Origin of the sequence: Clostridium sp. 19966 (assembly GCF_032335695.1) — a bacterium.
Lineage (GTDB): Bacteria > Bacillota > Clostridia > Clostridiales > Clostridiaceae > JACTOJ01.
Genome location: NZ_JACTOJ010000001.1, coordinates 317,846 through 336,780, shown reverse-complemented (window position 1 = coordinate 336,780; position 18,935 = coordinate 317,846). Strand labels below are relative to the sequence as shown.

18 protein-coding genes are annotated in these 18,935 nt (G+C 31.3%); 4 read left to right on the top strand and 14 right to left on the bottom strand.

Features of this window, described 5'->3' with window-relative positions:
• Position 1 precedes the first annotated feature (1 nt).
• From IAI10_RS01540 to IAI10_RS01525, 4 genes are all read left to right on the top strand, one after another.
• Entirely contained in the window at positions 2–883 is an 882-nt protein-coding gene (locus IAI10_RS01540) for a GHKL domain-containing protein (RefSeq protein WP_315671537.1), read from the top strand.
• Between the two features lie 116 nt (positions 884–999).
• The gene (locus tag IAI10_RS01535; protein ID WP_315671536.1) at positions 1,000–2,862 is read left to right on the top strand and encodes an ABC transporter ATP-binding protein; all 1,863 of its coding nucleotides are present in this window, start codon (positions 1,000–1,002) and stop codon (positions 2,860–2,862) included.
• Between the two features lie 12 nt (positions 2,863–2,874).
• The gene (locus IAI10_RS01530) at positions 2,875–4,728 is read left to right on the top strand and encodes an ABC transporter ATP-binding protein (protein ID WP_315671535.1); all 1,854 of its coding nucleotides are present in this window, start codon (positions 2,875–2,877) and stop codon (positions 4,726–4,728) included.
• Between the two features lie 164 nt (positions 4,729–4,892).
• Positions 4,893–5,807: a metallophosphoesterase family protein gene (locus IAI10_RS01525; protein ID WP_315671534.1), complete on the top strand. Its 915-nt coding sequence runs from the start codon at positions 4,893–4,895 to the stop codon at positions 5,805–5,807.
• A gap of 34 nt (positions 5,808–5,841) precedes the next feature.
• Here IAI10_RS01525 and IAI10_RS01520 read toward each other — a convergent pair whose 3' ends face one another.
• From IAI10_RS01520 to IAI10_RS01455, 14 genes are all read right to left on the bottom strand, one after another.
• The gene (locus IAI10_RS01520) at positions 5,842–6,105 is read right to left on the bottom strand and encodes a Txe/YoeB family addiction module toxin (RefSeq protein WP_315671533.1); all 264 of its coding nucleotides are present in this window, start codon (positions 6,103–6,105) and stop codon (positions 5,842–5,844) included.
• Positions 6,098–6,364 carry a type II toxin-antitoxin system Phd/YefM family antitoxin gene (locus IAI10_RS01515; RefSeq protein WP_315671532.1) on the bottom strand — a complete coding sequence of 89 codons (267 nt, stop codon included), beginning with the start codon at positions 6,362–6,364 and terminating at the stop codon, positions 6,098–6,100. Before IAI10_RS01515 ends, IAI10_RS01520 begins: the two co-directional genes overlap by 8 nt.
• Positions 6,365–6,478: 114 nt before the next feature.
• Complete coding sequence (locus IAI10_RS01510; protein WP_315671531.1) at positions 6,479–6,712, bottom strand: hypothetical protein; 234 nt, start codon at positions 6,710–6,712, stop codon at positions 6,479–6,481.
• A 30-nt stretch (positions 6,713–6,742) separates the two neighbouring features.
• A complete protein-coding gene (locus tag IAI10_RS01505) occupies positions 6,743–6,895 on the bottom strand; it encodes a hypothetical protein (protein ID WP_315671530.1) in 153 nt (50 codons plus the stop codon).
• Positions 6,896–6,973: 78 nt separating this feature from the next.
• On the bottom strand, positions 6,974–7,189 hold the full coding sequence (locus IAI10_RS01500) for a hypothetical protein (RefSeq protein WP_315671529.1): 216 nt from the start codon (positions 7,187–7,189) through the stop codon (positions 6,974–6,976).
• 54 nt (positions 7,190–7,243) lie between these two features.
• The gene (locus tag IAI10_RS01495) at positions 7,244–7,417 is read right to left on the bottom strand and encodes a hypothetical protein (protein ID WP_315671528.1); all 174 of its coding nucleotides are present in this window, start codon (positions 7,415–7,417) and stop codon (positions 7,244–7,246) included.
• Positions 7,418–7,802: 385 nt separating this feature from the next.
• Positions 7,803–9,650 carry an ABC transporter ATP-binding protein gene (locus IAI10_RS01490; protein ID WP_315671527.1) on the bottom strand — a complete coding sequence of 616 codons (1,848 nt, stop codon included), beginning with the start codon at positions 9,648–9,650 and terminating at the stop codon, positions 7,803–7,805.
• 91 nt (positions 9,651–9,741) lie between these two features.
• On the bottom strand, positions 9,742–9,966 hold the full coding sequence (locus IAI10_RS01485) for a hypothetical protein (protein ID WP_315671526.1): 225 nt from the start codon (positions 9,964–9,966) through the stop codon (positions 9,742–9,744).
• 79 nt (positions 9,967–10,045) lie between these two features.
• Positions 10,046–11,389 carry an insulinase family protein gene (locus IAI10_RS01480; protein ID WP_315671525.1) on the bottom strand — a complete coding sequence of 448 codons (1,344 nt, stop codon included), beginning with the start codon at positions 11,387–11,389 and terminating at the stop codon, positions 10,046–10,048.
• Positions 11,390–11,394: 5 nt separating this feature from the next.
• Positions 11,395–12,960, bottom strand: coding sequence for a radical SAM protein (locus IAI10_RS01475; RefSeq protein ID WP_315671524.1), 1,566 nt, complete (start codon positions 12,958–12,960; stop codon positions 11,395–11,397).
• A gap of 195 nt (positions 12,961–13,155) precedes the next feature.
• A complete protein-coding gene (locus IAI10_RS01470) occupies positions 13,156–14,421 on the bottom strand; it encodes a HAMP domain-containing sensor histidine kinase (RefSeq protein ID WP_315671523.1) in 1,266 nt (421 codons plus the stop codon).
• Positions 14,408–15,088 carry a response regulator transcription factor gene (locus IAI10_RS01465; protein WP_315671522.1) on the bottom strand — a complete coding sequence of 227 codons (681 nt, stop codon included), beginning with the start codon at positions 15,086–15,088 and terminating at the stop codon, positions 14,408–14,410. The genes IAI10_RS01470 and IAI10_RS01465 overlap by 14 nt, the downstream gene beginning before the upstream one ends.
• 1 nt (position 15,089) lies before the next feature.
• Positions 15,090–15,851: an ABC transporter ATP-binding protein gene (locus IAI10_RS01460; RefSeq protein WP_315671521.1), complete on the bottom strand. Its 762-nt coding sequence runs from the start codon at positions 15,849–15,851 to the stop codon at positions 15,090–15,092.
• A gap of 14 nt (positions 15,852–15,865) precedes the next feature.
• On the bottom strand, positions 15,866–18,238 hold the full coding sequence (locus tag IAI10_RS01455) for an FtsX-like permease family protein (RefSeq protein ID WP_315671520.1): 2,373 nt from the start codon (positions 18,236–18,238) through the stop codon (positions 15,866–15,868).
• Between the last annotated feature and the right edge of the window lie 697 nt (positions 18,239–18,935).

The window sequence follows — 18,935 nt, the reverse complement described above, 5'->3', positions numbered from 1 at the left end:
CATGTTGAAAATAGTGATTATATTCTACCCTGCCTTTCTAATTATACTATTCACTCTCCTTCAAATAATGAGCAAAAAAATATCCTTTGTTTATTACGGACTTTTTTATGCCATCATGATAACAATGATATATGGAAATATAATTTCATCTTGGGAGCTTCAACTTATTATAGATGTTACTTCTACCTTAGTGCTGCTGTTATCTTTGCAAAATAGTATATTTATACGAAAAAATTATGAGGACAAGTTTGGTGTGTATCAGGATAAGGTACTTGCTAATCAGATGGAAGAGGTAAATAGTATTTATCTTACCATGAGAGGCTGGAGGCACGATTATCACAACCATATGCAAAAAATAAAGGCCCATATAGCCATGAATCAGATAGCTGAAGTAAAGGAATATCTTAATCAGTTAGAGAGCGACCTAGATTCCATTGATGTTAAATATAAGTCTGGAAATGTAAGTCTTGATGCCATATTAAACAGTAAATTATCTGTGGCAGAAAAGCTATGCATCAATATTAACTGCAAGGCTGCAGTTCCTGAAAAATTAAGTATTTCTGATATAGATCTCTGCGTTATTATAGGCAATTTAATAGACAATGCTATGGAAGCCTGTGAGAATATAAAATCAGGCGAAAAAAAATTCCTTAGAATATATATTTGTGTACGAAAGCAGCAGCTATACATATCTGTTACAAACTCTACAAACGAGCTTATAAGAAAACTTAATAAGGAATATATAAGCAGTAAACGTGGTAATCATGGGCATGGACTTAAACGAATAGACAATATAGTTGAAAAGCATGAAGGCTTTATCAATCGCAAGAATGAACCTGGTGTATTTGCTACAGAAATTATGCTTCCCTTAGCTCAAATATAGACTAATCATATTTTCTATTCGTGTACGATTTTTTACCGCTGGTGCACGAATTTTTTTTATGATTTTATACTGTGATAATATGTGCTTAGACAGATTATATACGAAAGGTAGGCATTATGGCAATGTCAGAAAAAAATAATGAAAATGACAACACTGCAAAATATAGTATTTTTAATAACATTATATTCATCTTCAAGGAAGAAATACAAGATTCTCCTAAGACAATATGGCTTCTTCCTATAAATATTATTTCAGAGTTTTTAGTACCTTTTATTGGAACTGTTATACCAGCCTTGGCGTTAAGCTTAATCACAGGAAATAATGGTGCAGGATATTTTGCTTTGGAAATAGGTGCAGTTTTAATTCTATATACAATTATTAATGGTGTTCAGAAATATTCTTCCACTTTAATGGATTATCAGCATGTATTTACACGATGTTATAATTTTACAAAAAAATTGATTTGGAAGAGTATTAATACCGACTATAACAATATTGAACCGTTGAAGCAGCAGCGACTTATGGAAAAAGCCAGTGAGGCGATCAACACTAATTGGGTAGGCATAGAGCTTATGTATAAAAGAACTCCTACTGCAATTATAAATCTTTTAGGAATGCTGAGTTATGGCACTGCAATAATGGTATTAGACCTAAGAATACTCGTAATTCTCATATTTATGAGTATATTTAACCTAAAGTTAAATGAATATGCCAGAAATTATATGATCAAAAGAAGAGAAGAAGAAACTTTCCTAAATAGAACCATTAATTATTTATATGATAAATCAGTGTCCTTGGAAAACGGCAAGGATGTGAGAATATATTACATGGAAAAATGGTTTAGGAAGATTTTTCAAAACACCATAGAAAAATTAGTAAAATTGAGAGCCAGCATAGAAATGCGACGGTATCTGCCTGTAGCATCAGATACAATATTTTCAGCATTAAGAGACTCTGCAGCCTATATAATTCTTATTACCCAGATACTACACAATAAAATTTCTATTTCTGAATTCACTTTATATATAGGGCTTATCTATGGATTTTCAAATTGGCTATTTGGCTTTGTAAATGCTTATAGTGAAATAAAAAAAGCCAGTGTGCAGGTTAATGATTTTAGATATATGCTTGAATTTCCTGATAAGTTCAAGAGAAAAGGCGGCATTAATATACCTTCAAAGGAGCAATATCCTTTAACTATAGAATTTAAGGATGTATCATTTAGGTATGAAGGCGCAGATAAAGATACATTATCCCATATTAACCTCACCATTAAAGCTGGTGAAAGGCTTGCACTGGTGGGTCATAATGGTGCAGGCAAGAGCACTATAGTGAAGCTTCTTTGCGGTTTTTATCACCCTACCTCAGGAGAAATCTTTGTAGGTGGACACCCTATCAGTGAATATAATGTTGATGAATATTATAAGCTTATAGTAGCCGTATTTCAGGATATTAATCCCCTATCCTTCACTATTGCTGAAAATATTTCTGGTAAAACTATAGAGGAAACTTATATGCCTAAAGTTAGAGAAGCTTTAAAAGCTGCTGGATTATATGAAAAAGTAGAAAGTCTTAAAGATAAGGAAATGAGCTATATAACCCAAGTATTCAGTAAAAATGGCCTTCAGCTTTCTGGAGGAGAAACTCAAAAGCTTATGCTTGCCAGAGCTATTTATAAGGATGCTCCTATAATGATATTGGACGAACCTACTGCAGCTCTTGATCCTATAGCAGAGAGTCGAATGTATGAAGAATATAATAGCCTTACCTCTAATAAAACTTCTATATTTATATCCCATAGATTAGCCAGCACTAGATTTTGCGATAAAATTGTATTCCTAGAAAATGGGCGCATATTAGAAATCGGAACTCATGACGAGCTTATTAAAATGTCAGGAAAATATACAGAAGTTTATGAGGTGCAAAGCCATTATTATAAAGATGCTAATATAGAAGATGGCAATTACTATGCAGTATAAGGAGGTTTAAGAATGTCTGAAATTAGTAAAAGTAAAAACAGCATAATCAAGGATACTATAAAAATAATGAAGCTGGTGCACAATATGCTGCCTTCCTATATTCCGCTTATCACCCTTCAAACTCTTATAGCAGCAATACTTCCATTTATAAATATATTATATGGAAGCAAAATAATTGATGGAATTGTAACTAAAAAAAGTAAAAACGCTCTTATTTCCTATGTAATGATAATGGTTATTAGCAATCTGATTCTTGGGCTTATACACTTTGCACTGGATAAGAAACGCTTAGTTAACGAACAATATATTGAGAAAATTAATAAAGCAAAGCTTGGTGAAAAATCCTTATCTATAGATTATGAAATATTAGAAAAAAAGGAAACCCTAGAGCTTTTACAGAAAGCAGCTGATGGAAGCAATTCCAGCGGAGGACTTACTAATTTATGCTCTAATGTGGTGGAGCTTCTTCAGCAGATATTTTCAATTATTTATGCTTTGCTGCTTTCTATAGGCTTATTCACATCCATTTCCAGCAATAAAAATGGAAATTTGTTTAGATTTATGAATTCACCTATAAGCAGTGTTGTTCTGTTTATATTTCTTATAATTGCTATACTTTTTTCTACCATAATTAGCAAGCAGTATTCAAAAATGAAATACAACTTTTATATAAATAACGTAGATAGCAATCGTAAATTTGGATATTTCTTTGATTTTATGTACAACTACTCTATTGGTAAGGATATACGAATTTTTCAGATGGATAAATTCTTAGATAAAAAGATGCTAAATATTTTTGGTGAGTTAAAAAAATCCTATACAAAATTATTTAAAAGCAGTATAAAATTCGAATATTACATTATAGTGCTTAATAAAGTATGGGAATATGCAGCTTACCTATTTGTAGGAATTAAAGCAGCTCTTGGAATAATCACTATTGGTAAACTCACCTTATATGTTGGTGTGCTCAAGCTTTTGAACGCATCAATTACAGAGCTGTTTTCAAAATACATCAACCTAGGAGTAATGTGCACATATATAAAGAATTATACCACCTTCCTAGATATAAAAAATGAAAAATACGAGGGCACTCTTCCTGTAGAAAAACGTCTGGATAATGAATATGAACTAGAATTTAAAAATGTGTCCTTTCATTACCCTAACAGTGAAGAAATGATATTAAAAAATATATCCATGAAGCTGAAGGTTGGCAACAAAATGGCAATTGTAGGCAGGAATGGTGCAGGCAAAACCACCTTCATAAAGCTTCTATGCAGACTCTATGACCCTACTGAGGGTGAAATTCTATTAAACGGCATCAATATTAAAAAATATGACTACAATGAGTACTTGAAGATATTTTCCGTAGTATTTCAGGACTTTAAGCTTTTTTCCTTCTCCGTGGCTGAAAATGTGGCCACCAGTGAGGAATACGATGAGGCTGCCATTTGGAAATGCTTAGAGCAGGCTGGCATTAAAAGCCGAATAGAGAAACTTCCAGAAGGTATTACTACCAGTATCTTTAACAATCAGGAAAAAGGTATAGAAATATCCGGCGGAGAAGCCCAAAAGCTTGCCATTGCAAGAGCTCTCTATAAAGATGCTCCTGTGGTGATACTGGATGAGCCCACCAGTGCTTTAGATCCTATATCTGAATTTGAAATCTATGAAAAATTTAACGAATTAGTTCAAGAGAAAACCTCCATATTCATATCACACCGAATGTCCAGCTGCAGAATGTGCAATAACATATTAGTGTTTGATAAGGGGCAGATAGTTCAAATTGGGAATCATGAAAAGCTAGTTAATGATAAAGAAGGTGTGTATTATTCACTTTGGGAAGCTCAAGCAAAATATTATATATAAAAAACTGCAGCTCAGCTAAGAATCGGCTAAGCTGCAGTTTTTTAATTTATGCTATGAATAAATCCTACTATGTATAAATATTATTTTAAATATATTATAATTTAAAGGGTAGATTATCTATATGAAATTATTTTTATGTTAATCCATTAAAGAGGTGTTATACAATGATATTGGAAAAAAGATTAGCAGAAAAAAGATTAACTGAAGCCTATATAAATGCCAAAATCGAAGATTTTGATGATAATTCTAAATATGTATTTTTTAGCGACTGCCATAGAGGAGTTAATACCCTCTCTGACGAATTTGCTAAAAATGAAAATATTTTTTTGTTCGCATTAGAATTCTATTATAACAAAGGATACACTTATGTGGAGCTTGGTGATGGAGATGAGCTTTGGGAACATTCTAATTTTAAACATATAAGACTGGCACATGACGAAGTATATTCTCTATTAAAAAAGTTTTTTGATGATAATAGATTGACTATGTTATATGGCAATCACAATATACATTTAAAATATCGGGATTTCGTTAAAAGAAATTATTATAAATTCTATGATGATTATAACGAGGAGGAAGTAGAGCTGTTTCCAGGCATTACTCCATATGAAGCAGTAGTATTTAAACATAAAAATACTAAACAGGAAATACTAGCTATTCACGGTCATCAAGGAGATAGAATGAATGACAGGCTGTGGCACTTTAATATGCTTACAGTACGGTATTTTTGGAGATTTCTTCATTCAATAGGTTTTATAAATCCTGCAAGTCCAGTAAAAAGCTCAGATAAAATTCATAAAATTGAACGTATTTATAGTGATTGGATTGAAAGAAACAAAATTATGGTAATATGCGGTCATACTCATAGACCACATTTTCCAAAATCTAATGAATTGCCTTACTTCAACGACGGTTCCTGTGTCCGAGCTAGCGGAATACAAGGCATAGAAATATCAGATGGAAAGATTGCCCTAATTGAATGGAAAATCAGGACGGATCTATACGGAAAACTTAATATAAAAAGAAAAATATTAAGAGGTCCTGAACCAATTGAGAGCTTTGATCTAAGAAAAATGTGACTAAGAAAGGTGCAGTTTTGGTGGCTGTACCTCCTTATTTGTCGCTATAATGATATCTGCAAGCTAAAATAAATATATTTTTCTCATCTATCTTATAAATAAGTCTATCTTTATCATTGATTCTTCTACTCCAAAATCCTGCCAAATTTCCAATCAAAGCCTCCGGTTTTCCGATACCTGTATTACCATTTCGTGATATATCTTCAATAAGCTGATTTATTTTTTTTAATGTTTTTTTATCCTCAGTCTGCCAATAAACATAGTCGTTCCATCCATTTGTTGTGAATACTTTATTCATTCATATCTACCTCAATGAGCTCATGCGCAGATATATTTCCCTTTTCCAGTTGCTCTTTTGATTCCATCAGCCAATCATAATTTGCCTTATTTCCCATCACATGCACATTTTCCAGCAAATTATTATAAGCCTCCTCTGACATCATAACCACATTTTTATTATCTTTTCGTGTAACAATCATAGTCTCATAATCATTTGTCACTTTGTCCATATAGTTTTTCATATTTTCTCGTAAATTTGTATAATTAACAGCTAACATACTATCACCTCCATTTAGTACAGTATTCTGTACTTTTATTGTACCGTACAAAATACTGTACGTCAATTACATTTTATTATATGCGTATAATTCTAAAAAATGCAACAAATACTTCTACTCATTCACAGTCCTTAATGAATTTTGAAAGCTAGTTTTACTTACATATTCATCTATAAGCCTGATATCTCTAATATCTTTTTCTCTTCCTAATTGTATCTTTTGCTTTTTTATGCTTTCTAAACTTGCTACTGGCAATCCATCAATGAATATTATTTCATCTACAAACCAGTTTTCTAGTATTTCTATTTTATCGTTTACTTCTACAATTTTTGAATTATCCTTTGCCAATCTGTACTTACATCCTTTTTCAATAAAATGTTAAACTAAATTTGTAGTGCATCCTAGGTCAATATCTCTTGTAGTTTCTTTAACTCCATGAATTACTAATCCAGCTCCAGAAGTTATCCAATATTCATTCAAAGGCAAATCCACATCTTTAAGAATTTTAATTATATCTTCTTTATATAACATTTTATTCCTTTCCTAACTACATTTCGTTATGTCGCTTCCCTCAAATTAATAGTATAAATTAACTGCCTTAAATAAATTCTAACCATCTTGCCCATACCTTAATTGATCTCCCATATATTCACTTCTCTCTCGCCATTTAATGCCTTTAGAAGCAATCCACATGGTATCATTATCATTAGAATTTTCTATATCCCAATCTTCCTGATCAGCCCAGTAATATATTCCATCTTTATATTCACAAGTTGCCTCAGAAATACAGTAAAAATAATTAGGCGGCGTTGAAACAATGCTCATTCTTTCAATATCACTGAAGAATATTTCTATTGCTGAAGGATTTATAAACTGCCTTTAGAATAAAATTTTAGCATTCAATGTGCAATCGCCGCAACCCATTCCTAAATCATTATTAATAGAATAACTATTCCATAAATGGATCTCACGTAGGCATCCATCATGAAACCACCCAAATGCATTTAATAATTTTTTTATATCATTCTCATTTTTAACATCTATCCAATTCATAGTTCAAGACCTCTTGTACTACATTTTTCCATTTTAATTATAGCATTGATTTGTAATAATACAATTTGTAATTTGAAAATCATAATTCTCACCTGCAGATAAATCTACTTTAGTGATATATTCATACATTAAGCGATTAATATTCCTTCCAAATATGTTGCTTTCGGACAAACATTAAGTTTTAAATTCGTATTTAGTAGTAATAATCGTGTACTTATTCCGAAATTATTTTGCAGTAACTATGAATTTAGGATTGAGAGTAGAAGTGGTTTTATTGTAATTATAGGTAAAACAAATTATAGAATCAGTGTAAAATAATTTTATGGACTTAATTAATGAACTAGAAAACTAGATATCGCGATAACTAGTTGAATCAATACTTATTTTAATCATTAACAATACTTTTTTCCTTATCACTGTCCATATTATAAGCTTCTGCCTGCATAGTAAAAAGCTCCGCATATAGACCATTATTTTGCATTAAGCTATCGTGAGTGCCTTCTTCAACTATTTTTCCTTGGTTTAAAACTAATATTAAATCCGCCATTTTCACAGTAGAAAATCTATGAGATATCAATATACTTGTCCTGTTTCCCACTAGCTCTTTGAAGTTTTTAAATAATTCATATTCCGATTTAGCATCCACAGAAGCTGTTGGTTCATCTAATATAAGTATTGAAGCATTACTCATAAATGCCCTAGCTATAGCTAATTTTTGCCATTGTCCTAAAGATAATTCCACGCCGTTTTCCCATATCTTTTCAAGCTTTGTATCAAATTTATTATCTAACTTATCTATAAAATCAAAAGCTCTAGATTTTCTAGCACAACTCTCTATTAGTGTCATATTATCCTTATTCTCTATATTTCCAAAGCCTATATTGTCTTTTACCGTAAAAGGATATTTCATATAATCTTGAAACACCACACTAATACCTTTATATAAGGATTCAATGCTATATTCTTTAATATTGACACCATCTATATAAATTTCTCCTTCAGCTGGATCATAGAGTCTAGTTAATAGTTTTATAAGAGTAGTTTTGCCACAGCCATTAAGCCCCACAATAGCACAGCTTTCATTGGCTTTTATTTTAAAGCTCACATTTTTCAATACATAATTATTTGAATTAGGGTACTTAAAGGAAACATTCCTAAATTCAATACAATTCATAACAGTATTATTAAATATTTTTGAAAGTGCATTATCTGATATTTTAGGCTTTAAATCAAGCACATAAAACAAATTTTCTATATAAAGATTATTTTCATACACCCCAGTTATGCCTCCCAAAGTTTCTTTAACAGAGGTATCCACATTAGTTAGTGCAGACATATACATGGTCATTGAGCCTATAGTCAGCCCTCTAGATAGCGTAAGGAAAATAATATAAAGTTTATAAATATACGAAATCACAGTATTTAAGCAGTCTATCAAGCTTAACTCTTTAAATTGTTTTTTACCAACATTTTTATCCTGCCTTAAATTTTCACTGTATATAGATAATATTATATTTTGAAAAAAATGCCCTATTCTATTTAATTTTACTTCCTTGATGCTATTGTAATGCAGCATGATTTTCTGGAGATTCCTTGCGAATCTTGTTTTTTCCGTCCTTTTACTATAAACATCGTATATCATTCTAGATATTTTCACATCTACAAAAAACATAGGAATAGCTGTAAGCATACATAACCCTAGCAATAGCGGATTTAGCTGAATAACTATCACAACTGCTCCCACTAATATTGAAAAGCTTTTTATCATATCCGTTATTCCATATACTATGGATATGGTTGCAGAGGATGCCTGATCATTTGCTTTTTGCATCTTGTTATAAAAATCGCTATTTTCAAAATATGAAAGATCCAATTCGTTAGATTTTTCAATAATAAGTTTAGCTATATAATTATTTAATTCTTTTACCTGTATTCTGCAAAAATAAGCATTAACCCTATTTATTAAGGAGGAAAAAACAGCTAATCCAAATTCCACTGCAACCCAAAAATAAACAGCATGTACATAGCTTTTATTATTTACAGCTAAAACTACATTATCAATTATGTATTTAGAAACTACAACATTTAATGAAATTATGATACCATTGAAAATAGTTATTATCAGAGTAACTATGGAACTTATAGTGGAACCTTTCAGTATTATTTTAACTGTTCTTAATAAAAAATTCATAACATTCTTCACATTATCAGCTACTTTATGAAATTTACTCATACTCTATTTTCCTTTCACCTTTATTTCATTGAAAAATATATTCCCTGTATAAAATTCCTAATATACAGGGAATGTATTTATATTGAAATTATTAGTGTGCTGCTTCATTATAAGCCATATTACTATTTGCTGAACTATTAGCTGAGCCATAAGAACATTCACAAGCACATGCTGGATTTGAAGGATTATAATCATTACAAGGTTGATATTCAGTTTGTTGTGGGTAATTATTAGAACAAACACATGCACAATTTCTATAGTTAGCTTGTACATCTAAAGCCTCTATTGTTCTACCTGCTGGATTTACTAATTTCATCTTTAAATCCCCCCCCTTTCTTATAAATATAGTTTTTTATAATAAACTTTTAATCTTTATATGAAAAATCAAAAGCCTATTATTCCAAAATTAAATTCAAGGACTCTATTAATTTTTTTATATTTATGCCAGGGTCTTTCTTGGAATTTATTGCTACGAATATATCTTTATTTTTTAGCATAGCGCTTGTTTTTATGTTAAATTCATCCATTTCTATTTTGTTAATAACCAAATTGCACATATCATATTCCTGCTTTATAGAAATCACTGGCTCATTATACAAATAATTGTCTATACATTCCTTTATTAAATATCTCTCACCAATACTTAGTGAGTGCTGATATTGATTATTTAAATTTACTAAAAAATTTTCTTTATACAAATTAAATTTTTCAGCTTTCACCCCTAATAAGGCAAGCTTTCTAATTATTTTTATGGCAAATTCAAGCTTATCTTTTAAATTTTCAATTACTTTTAATTGCAAAACATTATAACTGCAATTTTTGAGAATTCTTTGCGATACAAAATCTATCTGCTTATACTTTAGATCATTTAAGGTAAATTCTTCACTGATATAATCACTAAGAAAGTTTAATTGAAAATACTCAAATATTTTTTTTTCTAAATCCAGTTTTGTTTCATATTCTAAATCTGGTTTTGAATAATAAAATTGAATTTCATCCTCTTTTAAATCTTGAAAGATATTTATGGATGCTTTATTTTCAGTAAAATTATCTATTTTATCCAATATAAAATTTGATGAAATATCATCTTTATTCTGCATATCAGAAAAAGCTTCAATTAAATATTTCTCCATATCTAATTGATTAAAATTGCCAGTTACAATAATAGAAGCATTTGTAGGCTTGTACCACTTGTGATGAAAGCGTAAAATAGAATCATAATCAAAAGTATTTATATTTTCTACCTTTCCTATAGGCATCCTGTTTTTTAAATTTCTCAGTGCTATAATTTGTGGAAGTATTATTTCCTTTAGTTTATAATTTGCCTTTGTAGTCACACTGAAAATCTCATTGCATACTTCAGACCTTACTTCCTCCATAGGAGCTTCAGAAAAATTATTTCCAGATAAAATATTTTTTAGAGCATATAAATCATCGGCTAATTTTTCAGTGCTGCATTTGCATAAATACACAGTTTCCATGAATTTTGTATATCCGCAAATTCTATGTTTAATTTGATTTTCATATGGATTTATCATGTTACTGTGAATACAAAAATGTTCGGTAAAGTGAGAAATCCCTATTTCATTCTTATTTTCCATAAGGGAACCTACTTTTATAACCAAAGCAATACTTACTTCCTCACCGCTGCAGTTATCCTGGTACACATAATAGGTTAATCCATTTGAAAGAGTATTTTTTCTGAGTTTATTGTCATATTCTAAAGCTTCAGCTTTCATAATCTTTAAAATATCTCTACATCATTCATATATTCTAGGCTTTCAGCATCGTTTTCAAGGCACTTATGATAAAAAATCAAATAGTTTAACAGTGATTCCCTTGAATTATTACAGTAATATCTTTTCTTTTCGATATCAAATTCTTTATCAGTATAGCATTGACCGTGACAGACCCTGCACATTCTAGCACCCCAGCAACTACTACAATCCTTAATGGATGCCTTAACATAATCATCTATTAATTCTCTCTTTATCTTTTCTTTGTCCAATCCTTCATATATATTTCCTATGATAGGTGAACCATCTATTCTTTCACAAACTAAAAAATTGCCTTTTATCGTAACATATATTTTTCTACTTCCAGGTATGCAGCATCCATTTAAATAATATTTATCATTGCACTTTTTAAACAACTGCCTTTTTTGAATCTTAATAAGTGGACTCTCGACTACACTCTTAGCAAAGAATTCTTTATCCTCTTTACCCTTAAGTCCATTATTATATTTATTTTTAGACCATCTTAATAATGGGCTTTCTATTTTGTTAGTATTATTTTTATTAGCTATATTCGCTTCTTTGTAATTAATATTAGTCACATTAGGATAAGAAACTATCTTGCCAATTTCCCTAGGCAGCCAATCTAAGCTATCAAAGAAATTGTTTATCTTTTCTAATTTTTCCTCACTGTAGGGTGGAGCAAAAACCATGCTGAAGGTTATCCTATTTTTAGCCTCATCTCCAAATGCCTCTATTAAGCTTTTCAATCCCTTTATTGCCCTAGAAAAGCTTCCAACTCCATTAATATCTTTCCTATAGGCATTATGTATATCCTCAGGACCATCAATACTGCAGGCAATACTTAATCCATCCACTGATGCAAAATATTCTGCCTTTTCTTTGGTCATTAAGGTTAAATTTGTTGTAAAGGAAAAAGTTAATTCCCTGTCAGTAATTATCTCTTTAGCGTATTCTATAGAATATTTCAATAAATCGTAATTTATTAATGGTTCTCCTCCATAAAAGGTGACTGAAACTCCCTTTGTTTTACTACCATGTTCTTTAGCATATTCAATGCTCTTTTTAGCAACTTCTTTTGTCATATTTTCATATCCAAAATTTCTTTTTCCTTCATAGTTATCATTATAGATACAATACCCACATCGTAAGTTGCAGGCTTCTGTAAGTTCCAGTATAATTTGATCCAATTCACCATTTAAGCTTTTATCAAATTCTTCAAAATGACCAGAAGAGCAAAATTTAAAGTTATTAGGACCTGCTTTTAATATATCTTCCTCTTCTATTGCTTGTTTAACGTTTACTAAGGCTTCATGAAATTTTTCATCCTTAGTATCAAGCTCCATTATTTCCTCAAGCTCCCCTGAGATAATTTTCTCTAATATTTCATACTCATTTTTTTCACAGCTCAGCACTTTATTTGTACCTGTGTCATAAATATAATTATTTAAATCCGTTTTAAATAGTTTCGCCAAAGGCTTGGCCTGATAAGTATTTTCCTTAAAAAAATCCATGTATTCCTTTACATTGTATGTGGCTTGTCTCATGTTTATCATATTTTGACACCTCCAATATTTATGCTTTAAGTTTACCTTAAATGTATTTTTTTGTTAAACACCATATATTGTAATATTAGCCAATATTTCCTTTTCATTTGCATATACGTAAGTATTCTCTTTAACATAATTACTTTTTCGCAAAAATATGATCACCCTAGTGGATGACCTAAATTTTCACAAATTTCATTGTCTTTACCTAAACACCAAAGTAAAGCTCATGCCCTCTTTTTCGCATTGAGCAAACACTTCCCCATCCATCTTCTCCATTATATATTTGCAAATATACAGCCCTAGACCATTGCCCTGTTTGTCTTTTGCATTACTAGCCCTGTAGAAGCTGTCGAAAATATGATTGAATTCATTTTGATTTACGGTTTTGCCGCTGTTATATATTTTTATCAGTTGGCAGTAATCTTCTTCGTAAAAGGATATTCTTATTTCTTTTCCGTTCCCATATTTAAAGGCATTTTCTAAAATATTGCCTATGACTTCAAAGCTTCTGTCAATGTCCCCTTTGATTAATTTATTGCTGTAGTTCTCCACAACAAAATCTATCATTTTAAGACTGGATTCCTCTTGGTAGGTGGCTATAACCTTGTCTATAAGCGTACTTAAATAAAATTCGCCCTGTACCACCTGAATTTCAAGCACATCCTCACTGGAGGTTTTTATTATTTCCTTCACAAAATTCTCTATTTCCAAGGACTTTTCCTGTATTTGCTTTGCTGCAAATATCTTCTTTTCATCAGTAGCATAAAGTCCCTCTACTATAGCCTTTGCATAGAGCTTGATTGCATTTAATGGAGTTTTTATATCATGAGAAATAGAAAGTACTAAAAGCTTCTTCTCCTTCTCCAGCTTCAGCTCCTTTATTTTATGCTGCTCTAAATTTTCCCGAAGCACATTAATCCCCCAAATGAACCTTCCAAAATATCTATTTTTATTTTCCTTAATTCCTTTTTTCAAATTGCCCTTGGATAGTTCATAGGGCATGTCACTTATGATATTAAAGGGCTTTAGAATTACATTTCTTATATAAATTAAAATGGATGCTATTATGGCTGCAAATATAAATAATATAATCTCTGCTTTCACAAAAAGCTTTTCATTAAAATTACTACCAGAGTAATCAAATCTTAAATATCCTGTCAGCTTGTCTTTATCATATACTGGCCTAATTTCATATTCTAAGCCATTATGACTTTTGTAGAAGTCATCAATACTATCCTTGCTCTCCCCGTCAATGGGTAAAAAGGTCACTGCCTTTACAAATTTGTAGTTCTCCAATTTAGGCTTCACAAAAACTGGCTGCTGCTTTGCCTCATAGTAAATTTCATTTATTTCTACCTTGTACTGACCATCTGAGCCACTATTTTCTCCAAGGTAAAAAGCTAAAGCTGCAGACAGCAGAAGGTATAAAACTGCAATGCCTGCCAGTATTTTATCAAATTTCTTCATATTTATAGCCTACTCCCCATAGGGTGACAATTCTCTTAGGCTGTTTTGGATTATCCTCAATCTTGTCCCTAAGCATCTTAATGTGAACGGTAATAGTTTGATCCTCGCTAAAGCTATCTTTTCCCCAAACCTTATTGAATAAAAAGTCTTTCCTCAAAGTTTTATTTGGATTTTCCACCAGCAACAGCAATAATTCAAATTCCTTAGAGGTCATATTGATAAGTTTTCCATTCACATACACCTGATGTGCTTCCTTGTTTATTGAAATAGCTCCTGAATTAATAATTTTACGGTGATCTTTCAATTCATAATTTCTTTTCATAAGCACTGAAAGCTTTGCACTTAAAATGTCCACATCCACTGGTTTTTCAATATAATCATCAGCTCCAAGGCTAAAGCCATTAATCTTATCCTCTTTCCCAACCTTGGCACTTATAATAACAATTGGAGTATCCTGTTTCTCTCTTATAGAAGAGCAAACACTAAAACCATCTATTCCAGGAAGCATAATGTCCAGAAGCACTATTTTGCAAGTATCATTTTCCAAATACTCTAGGGCTGCCTCTCCACTTTCCACCTTCGTAATAGTAAAGCCATCCTTTTTTAAAAAGCTGCCTATTAAATCCCCAAGCTCTAAATTATCCTCTACCAGAAGCAAATCCACCATTTTACCATCCCATTTCCATTAGCCAATTATTTACCTTTCTTTCCCTGTCCTTAAAGCTATTTTCCTCAAGGAACTTGCCAAGCACAATATTCCCTTTTATAGCTCCATCTTCAATATACATTATTCTATCACACTTTGCCGCTACCTTCATATCATGAGTAACTAGCATCACTGTTGTACCATCTCTATTAATTCTATTAAGTTCTTTCATAACCTCTTTTGAGTTTTGCTGATTTAGCGCCCCTGTAGGCTCATCTGCAAAAATCATTTTAGGAGAATTAATAAGACTTCTGCAAATGCAGGCCCTTTGCAGCTGTCCTCCTGAAACCTGGTTTATATCATTTTCAGCAATTTGGCTAATTTCAAGCTTATGCATAAGCTCTTTAGCCCTATCATTAATTTTCTTCTTATCTCTCAGCTTTTTTGATTGATATGATGGTAGTATAATATTATCATATATTGAAAGATTTTTTAACATATGCATCTGCTGAAAAATAAATCCCATTTCATCCAGTCTTAAATCGCTGATTTCATTTGAGGAAAGGCTTTCAATATCTCTCCCAAAATAATTGACCTTGCCTGCAGTTAAACTATCCATTCCACTGGTTACATAGAGGAGGGTTGATTTTCCTGAGCCGCTGGGTCCCATCACTGCCACCATTTCTCCCTGCTGGATTTCAAAATTTATATTTCTTAACACATTATTCTGCACCTTATTTACAATATAGGTTTTACACAAATCTACAACCTTTAATGATTCCATATATAATTCCCACCTTATTCCATATTGTTTATTTCTTTTAGATCTACTTTTTTAATTAAGCCTGAGCTAAAGTAAGCAATAGCTGTAGTTATCACAAGCAGCACCAAGGGGTAAAATAAATATACCTCTTTTGCATCTATCTTGTATTCAATGTTATGAACTCCCATCATGCCAAATATCTGGCCTATGGTAATACTTGAGAAAAACTTAGAGGATATTATGGCTAATATAATACCCACAGTAAGCACCATGCTTATTCTTGCGGTCTGCCAATACCTAATGGCGCCATTCCTAAAACCTATGCTTTTAAGCATTGCTATTTCCCCTTTTTCCTTGTTAATGAAGGTCTTCACCATCAATATTGTGATTAAGGCATTAATTGCTATAACTATCAGAACAATTAAATTTTTCATAGCACCCAACTGCTCCAAGGAGCTGCCTAAAAATCTTGACACATATTGCTGAGGATTTTTGATAGAATAGCTAGGGTATTCCTTCTTCAGCTTGTCTATCAATGCTTGTGGATCCGTGCTTCCTTGAAAATTCCCTTGAAATGGGAAAAGTAGTGCTAAATATTTAAAGTCCATATCCATGGCAGGACTTAATCTAACCGATTGTCCCATATTGGTCATGCTTTCATATAGGCCTGTTACTATCAGTTCCTTTTTACTATTTCCCAATTGCATAGTCACAGTATCTCCTATGGACACCTTTAATTTATTGGCTACACTTTCTGTTAAGGCTATTTCATTTTCAAGCCTTGGCATTCTGCCCTTCAAAACATTATTGTTGGGAGTATCTTTGTTAATTGATTGCAATGACATTAATGTAAGCACATTATCCTTGTCCCCAGCATAAAACTTCAGTCTATAAATTACCTGTCCATACAATTTCATATTCATTCCCTTGGCACTAAAGTTTTCCTCTAGCTTATTTAAATCATTTATATATTCAGCTTTACTCATATCTTTAATATATTTATCCATGTTATCCGGTTCTATTAATACATCACTATACTCTAAGCCAAAGCTCCTAATTATATGTCCGTCCTTCAAGGTGTTTATGGCATTCATAGGTACTATGATCAAAATAGTTCCTATGCAGAAGGTTAAAATCAATACTACAAACCGCCTAATATTATGTGTAATATCATTTAATGCCAAGAAAAAAGGTACTGTTACCTTCCCATATTTTCTTAGCTTAAAGCCACCTTTGCTCTTAAAACTTTCACCCGTGCTTCCATTTCTTATAGCATCTATTGCAGAAAATTTATTTAACCTTCTTGTACACATATAGCAAAACAAAATTACTATTAAAACTATAAAGATGGAACATACAGCATTTACCATACTATTTCTCGAAGATGCCTTCATCAATATATTTGCAGAGGATTCTTCAAGCAGAACATCACTGAAATAGAAGCTTGCGCCAAAGCCAATTAATGCCCCTACAATTGTTATTGCAAAATATTTTATTAAATAAAGCTTTTTAATTTGAAAATCTTTAATACCTATAGCCTTCATTATGCCTATTTCCTTAAAATCATCCTGAAGAGTAAAAATAATTGTAAATCTTAAAATCAAAAATGAAATTATAATAAGGCAAAGGCTAACTATAATTAAAATTGCTGAAGGAAGCATATCCAAAACAAAGCTTTGGTTAATAAATGACTTATCAAAATTTATAATTGTATTGCAATTTATATGCTTAAATTCTTTTTCTAGGGCTGCTGTATCCTTTGACATTATATAATAGTTGTTCATAATGCCAGCTTCCTTGTAAGCTTTAAATACTTCATAATCCTCATCACTTATGAGAAGCCTCTTTGTCTCATTCATGCTGGAACCAAAAATAGCATCCTTGGTGAATAATTTTATTGTGAATTCCTTATTTATATTGCCAAGAGTTATCCTTACCTTATCTCCCTGCTTCAAATTATTTTTCACCTTGTCCGGTATGGAAAAAGCTATTTCTCCAGGCTTTAGCTTCACTTCATTTCCCTTATCATCCAGTAGTTTGCCAAACTTTTTAGGCTGAGCTTCTATAAAAATATTGCCAAAGGGTTCAAATGCCATTTCTGTGCTATTTTTCTCTATCTTAATATTTTCTTTAGATAATACGGTGGAGCTGTCCACATCATAATCATCTATTAGCTTTGAGCTATTAAGCCAAGCATTGAATTCCTTATTGTCATCCTTGCCATAGGAAGAAATAATGTAATCCGGTGCTTTAGCTTTGTCATGAAAATAATTAATGGACTGTGATATGGTTATTAAATTATTTACACTGCTGGCCAAAAAGGTAGCCGCCAAAATAATGAATATTAAAAGAATAATATTCATAGACTTTTTTCGTTTTAAATCTCTCTTTAGTATTCTAAAAAACATAAATCTTACCTCTCATAAATTATTTACTACAATCCTATTATAAAATGTCAATTATTAAATAATCCTTAAATATATTAATATTTAATTGTAATTAAAATAGTAAACTGATTATGCTGTACGGTAACCACAATATTCAGCTAAAATATAGCGATTTTGTTAAGAATAATTATTATAAATTTTATGATGATTACAATGAAGAGGAAATACTAGCTATTCATGGTCACCAAGGAGATAGGATGAATGATAGGTTGTGGCATTTTAATATGCTCACCGTAAGATATTTTTGAAGATTTCTCCATTCCGTAGGCCTCATAAATCCTGCAAGTCTAGTAAAAAATTCTGAAAAAATTCATAAAATTGAACGTATTTATGCTGATTGGATTGAAAATAATAAAACTATGATAAGCTACGGTAATACTCATAGGCCACATTTCCCGAAGCACAAGTAATTACCATATTTTAATGATGGTTCCTGTATACGTTCTAGTGGAATACATGGCATGGAAATTTCTGATGGAAATATTTTTTTAATCCAGTGGAAAATCAGAACAGATATAAATGGTAGTCTTAATATTACAAAATCAGTTTTGAGAGGACTAGAACCCCTTGAAAATTTTAATTTGAGAAAAAGAGGAGAGTGAACAGTATGTAAGAAGGAATAAGTAAGAGTGAAGAGGTATTTAAGAAATCAGTTTGC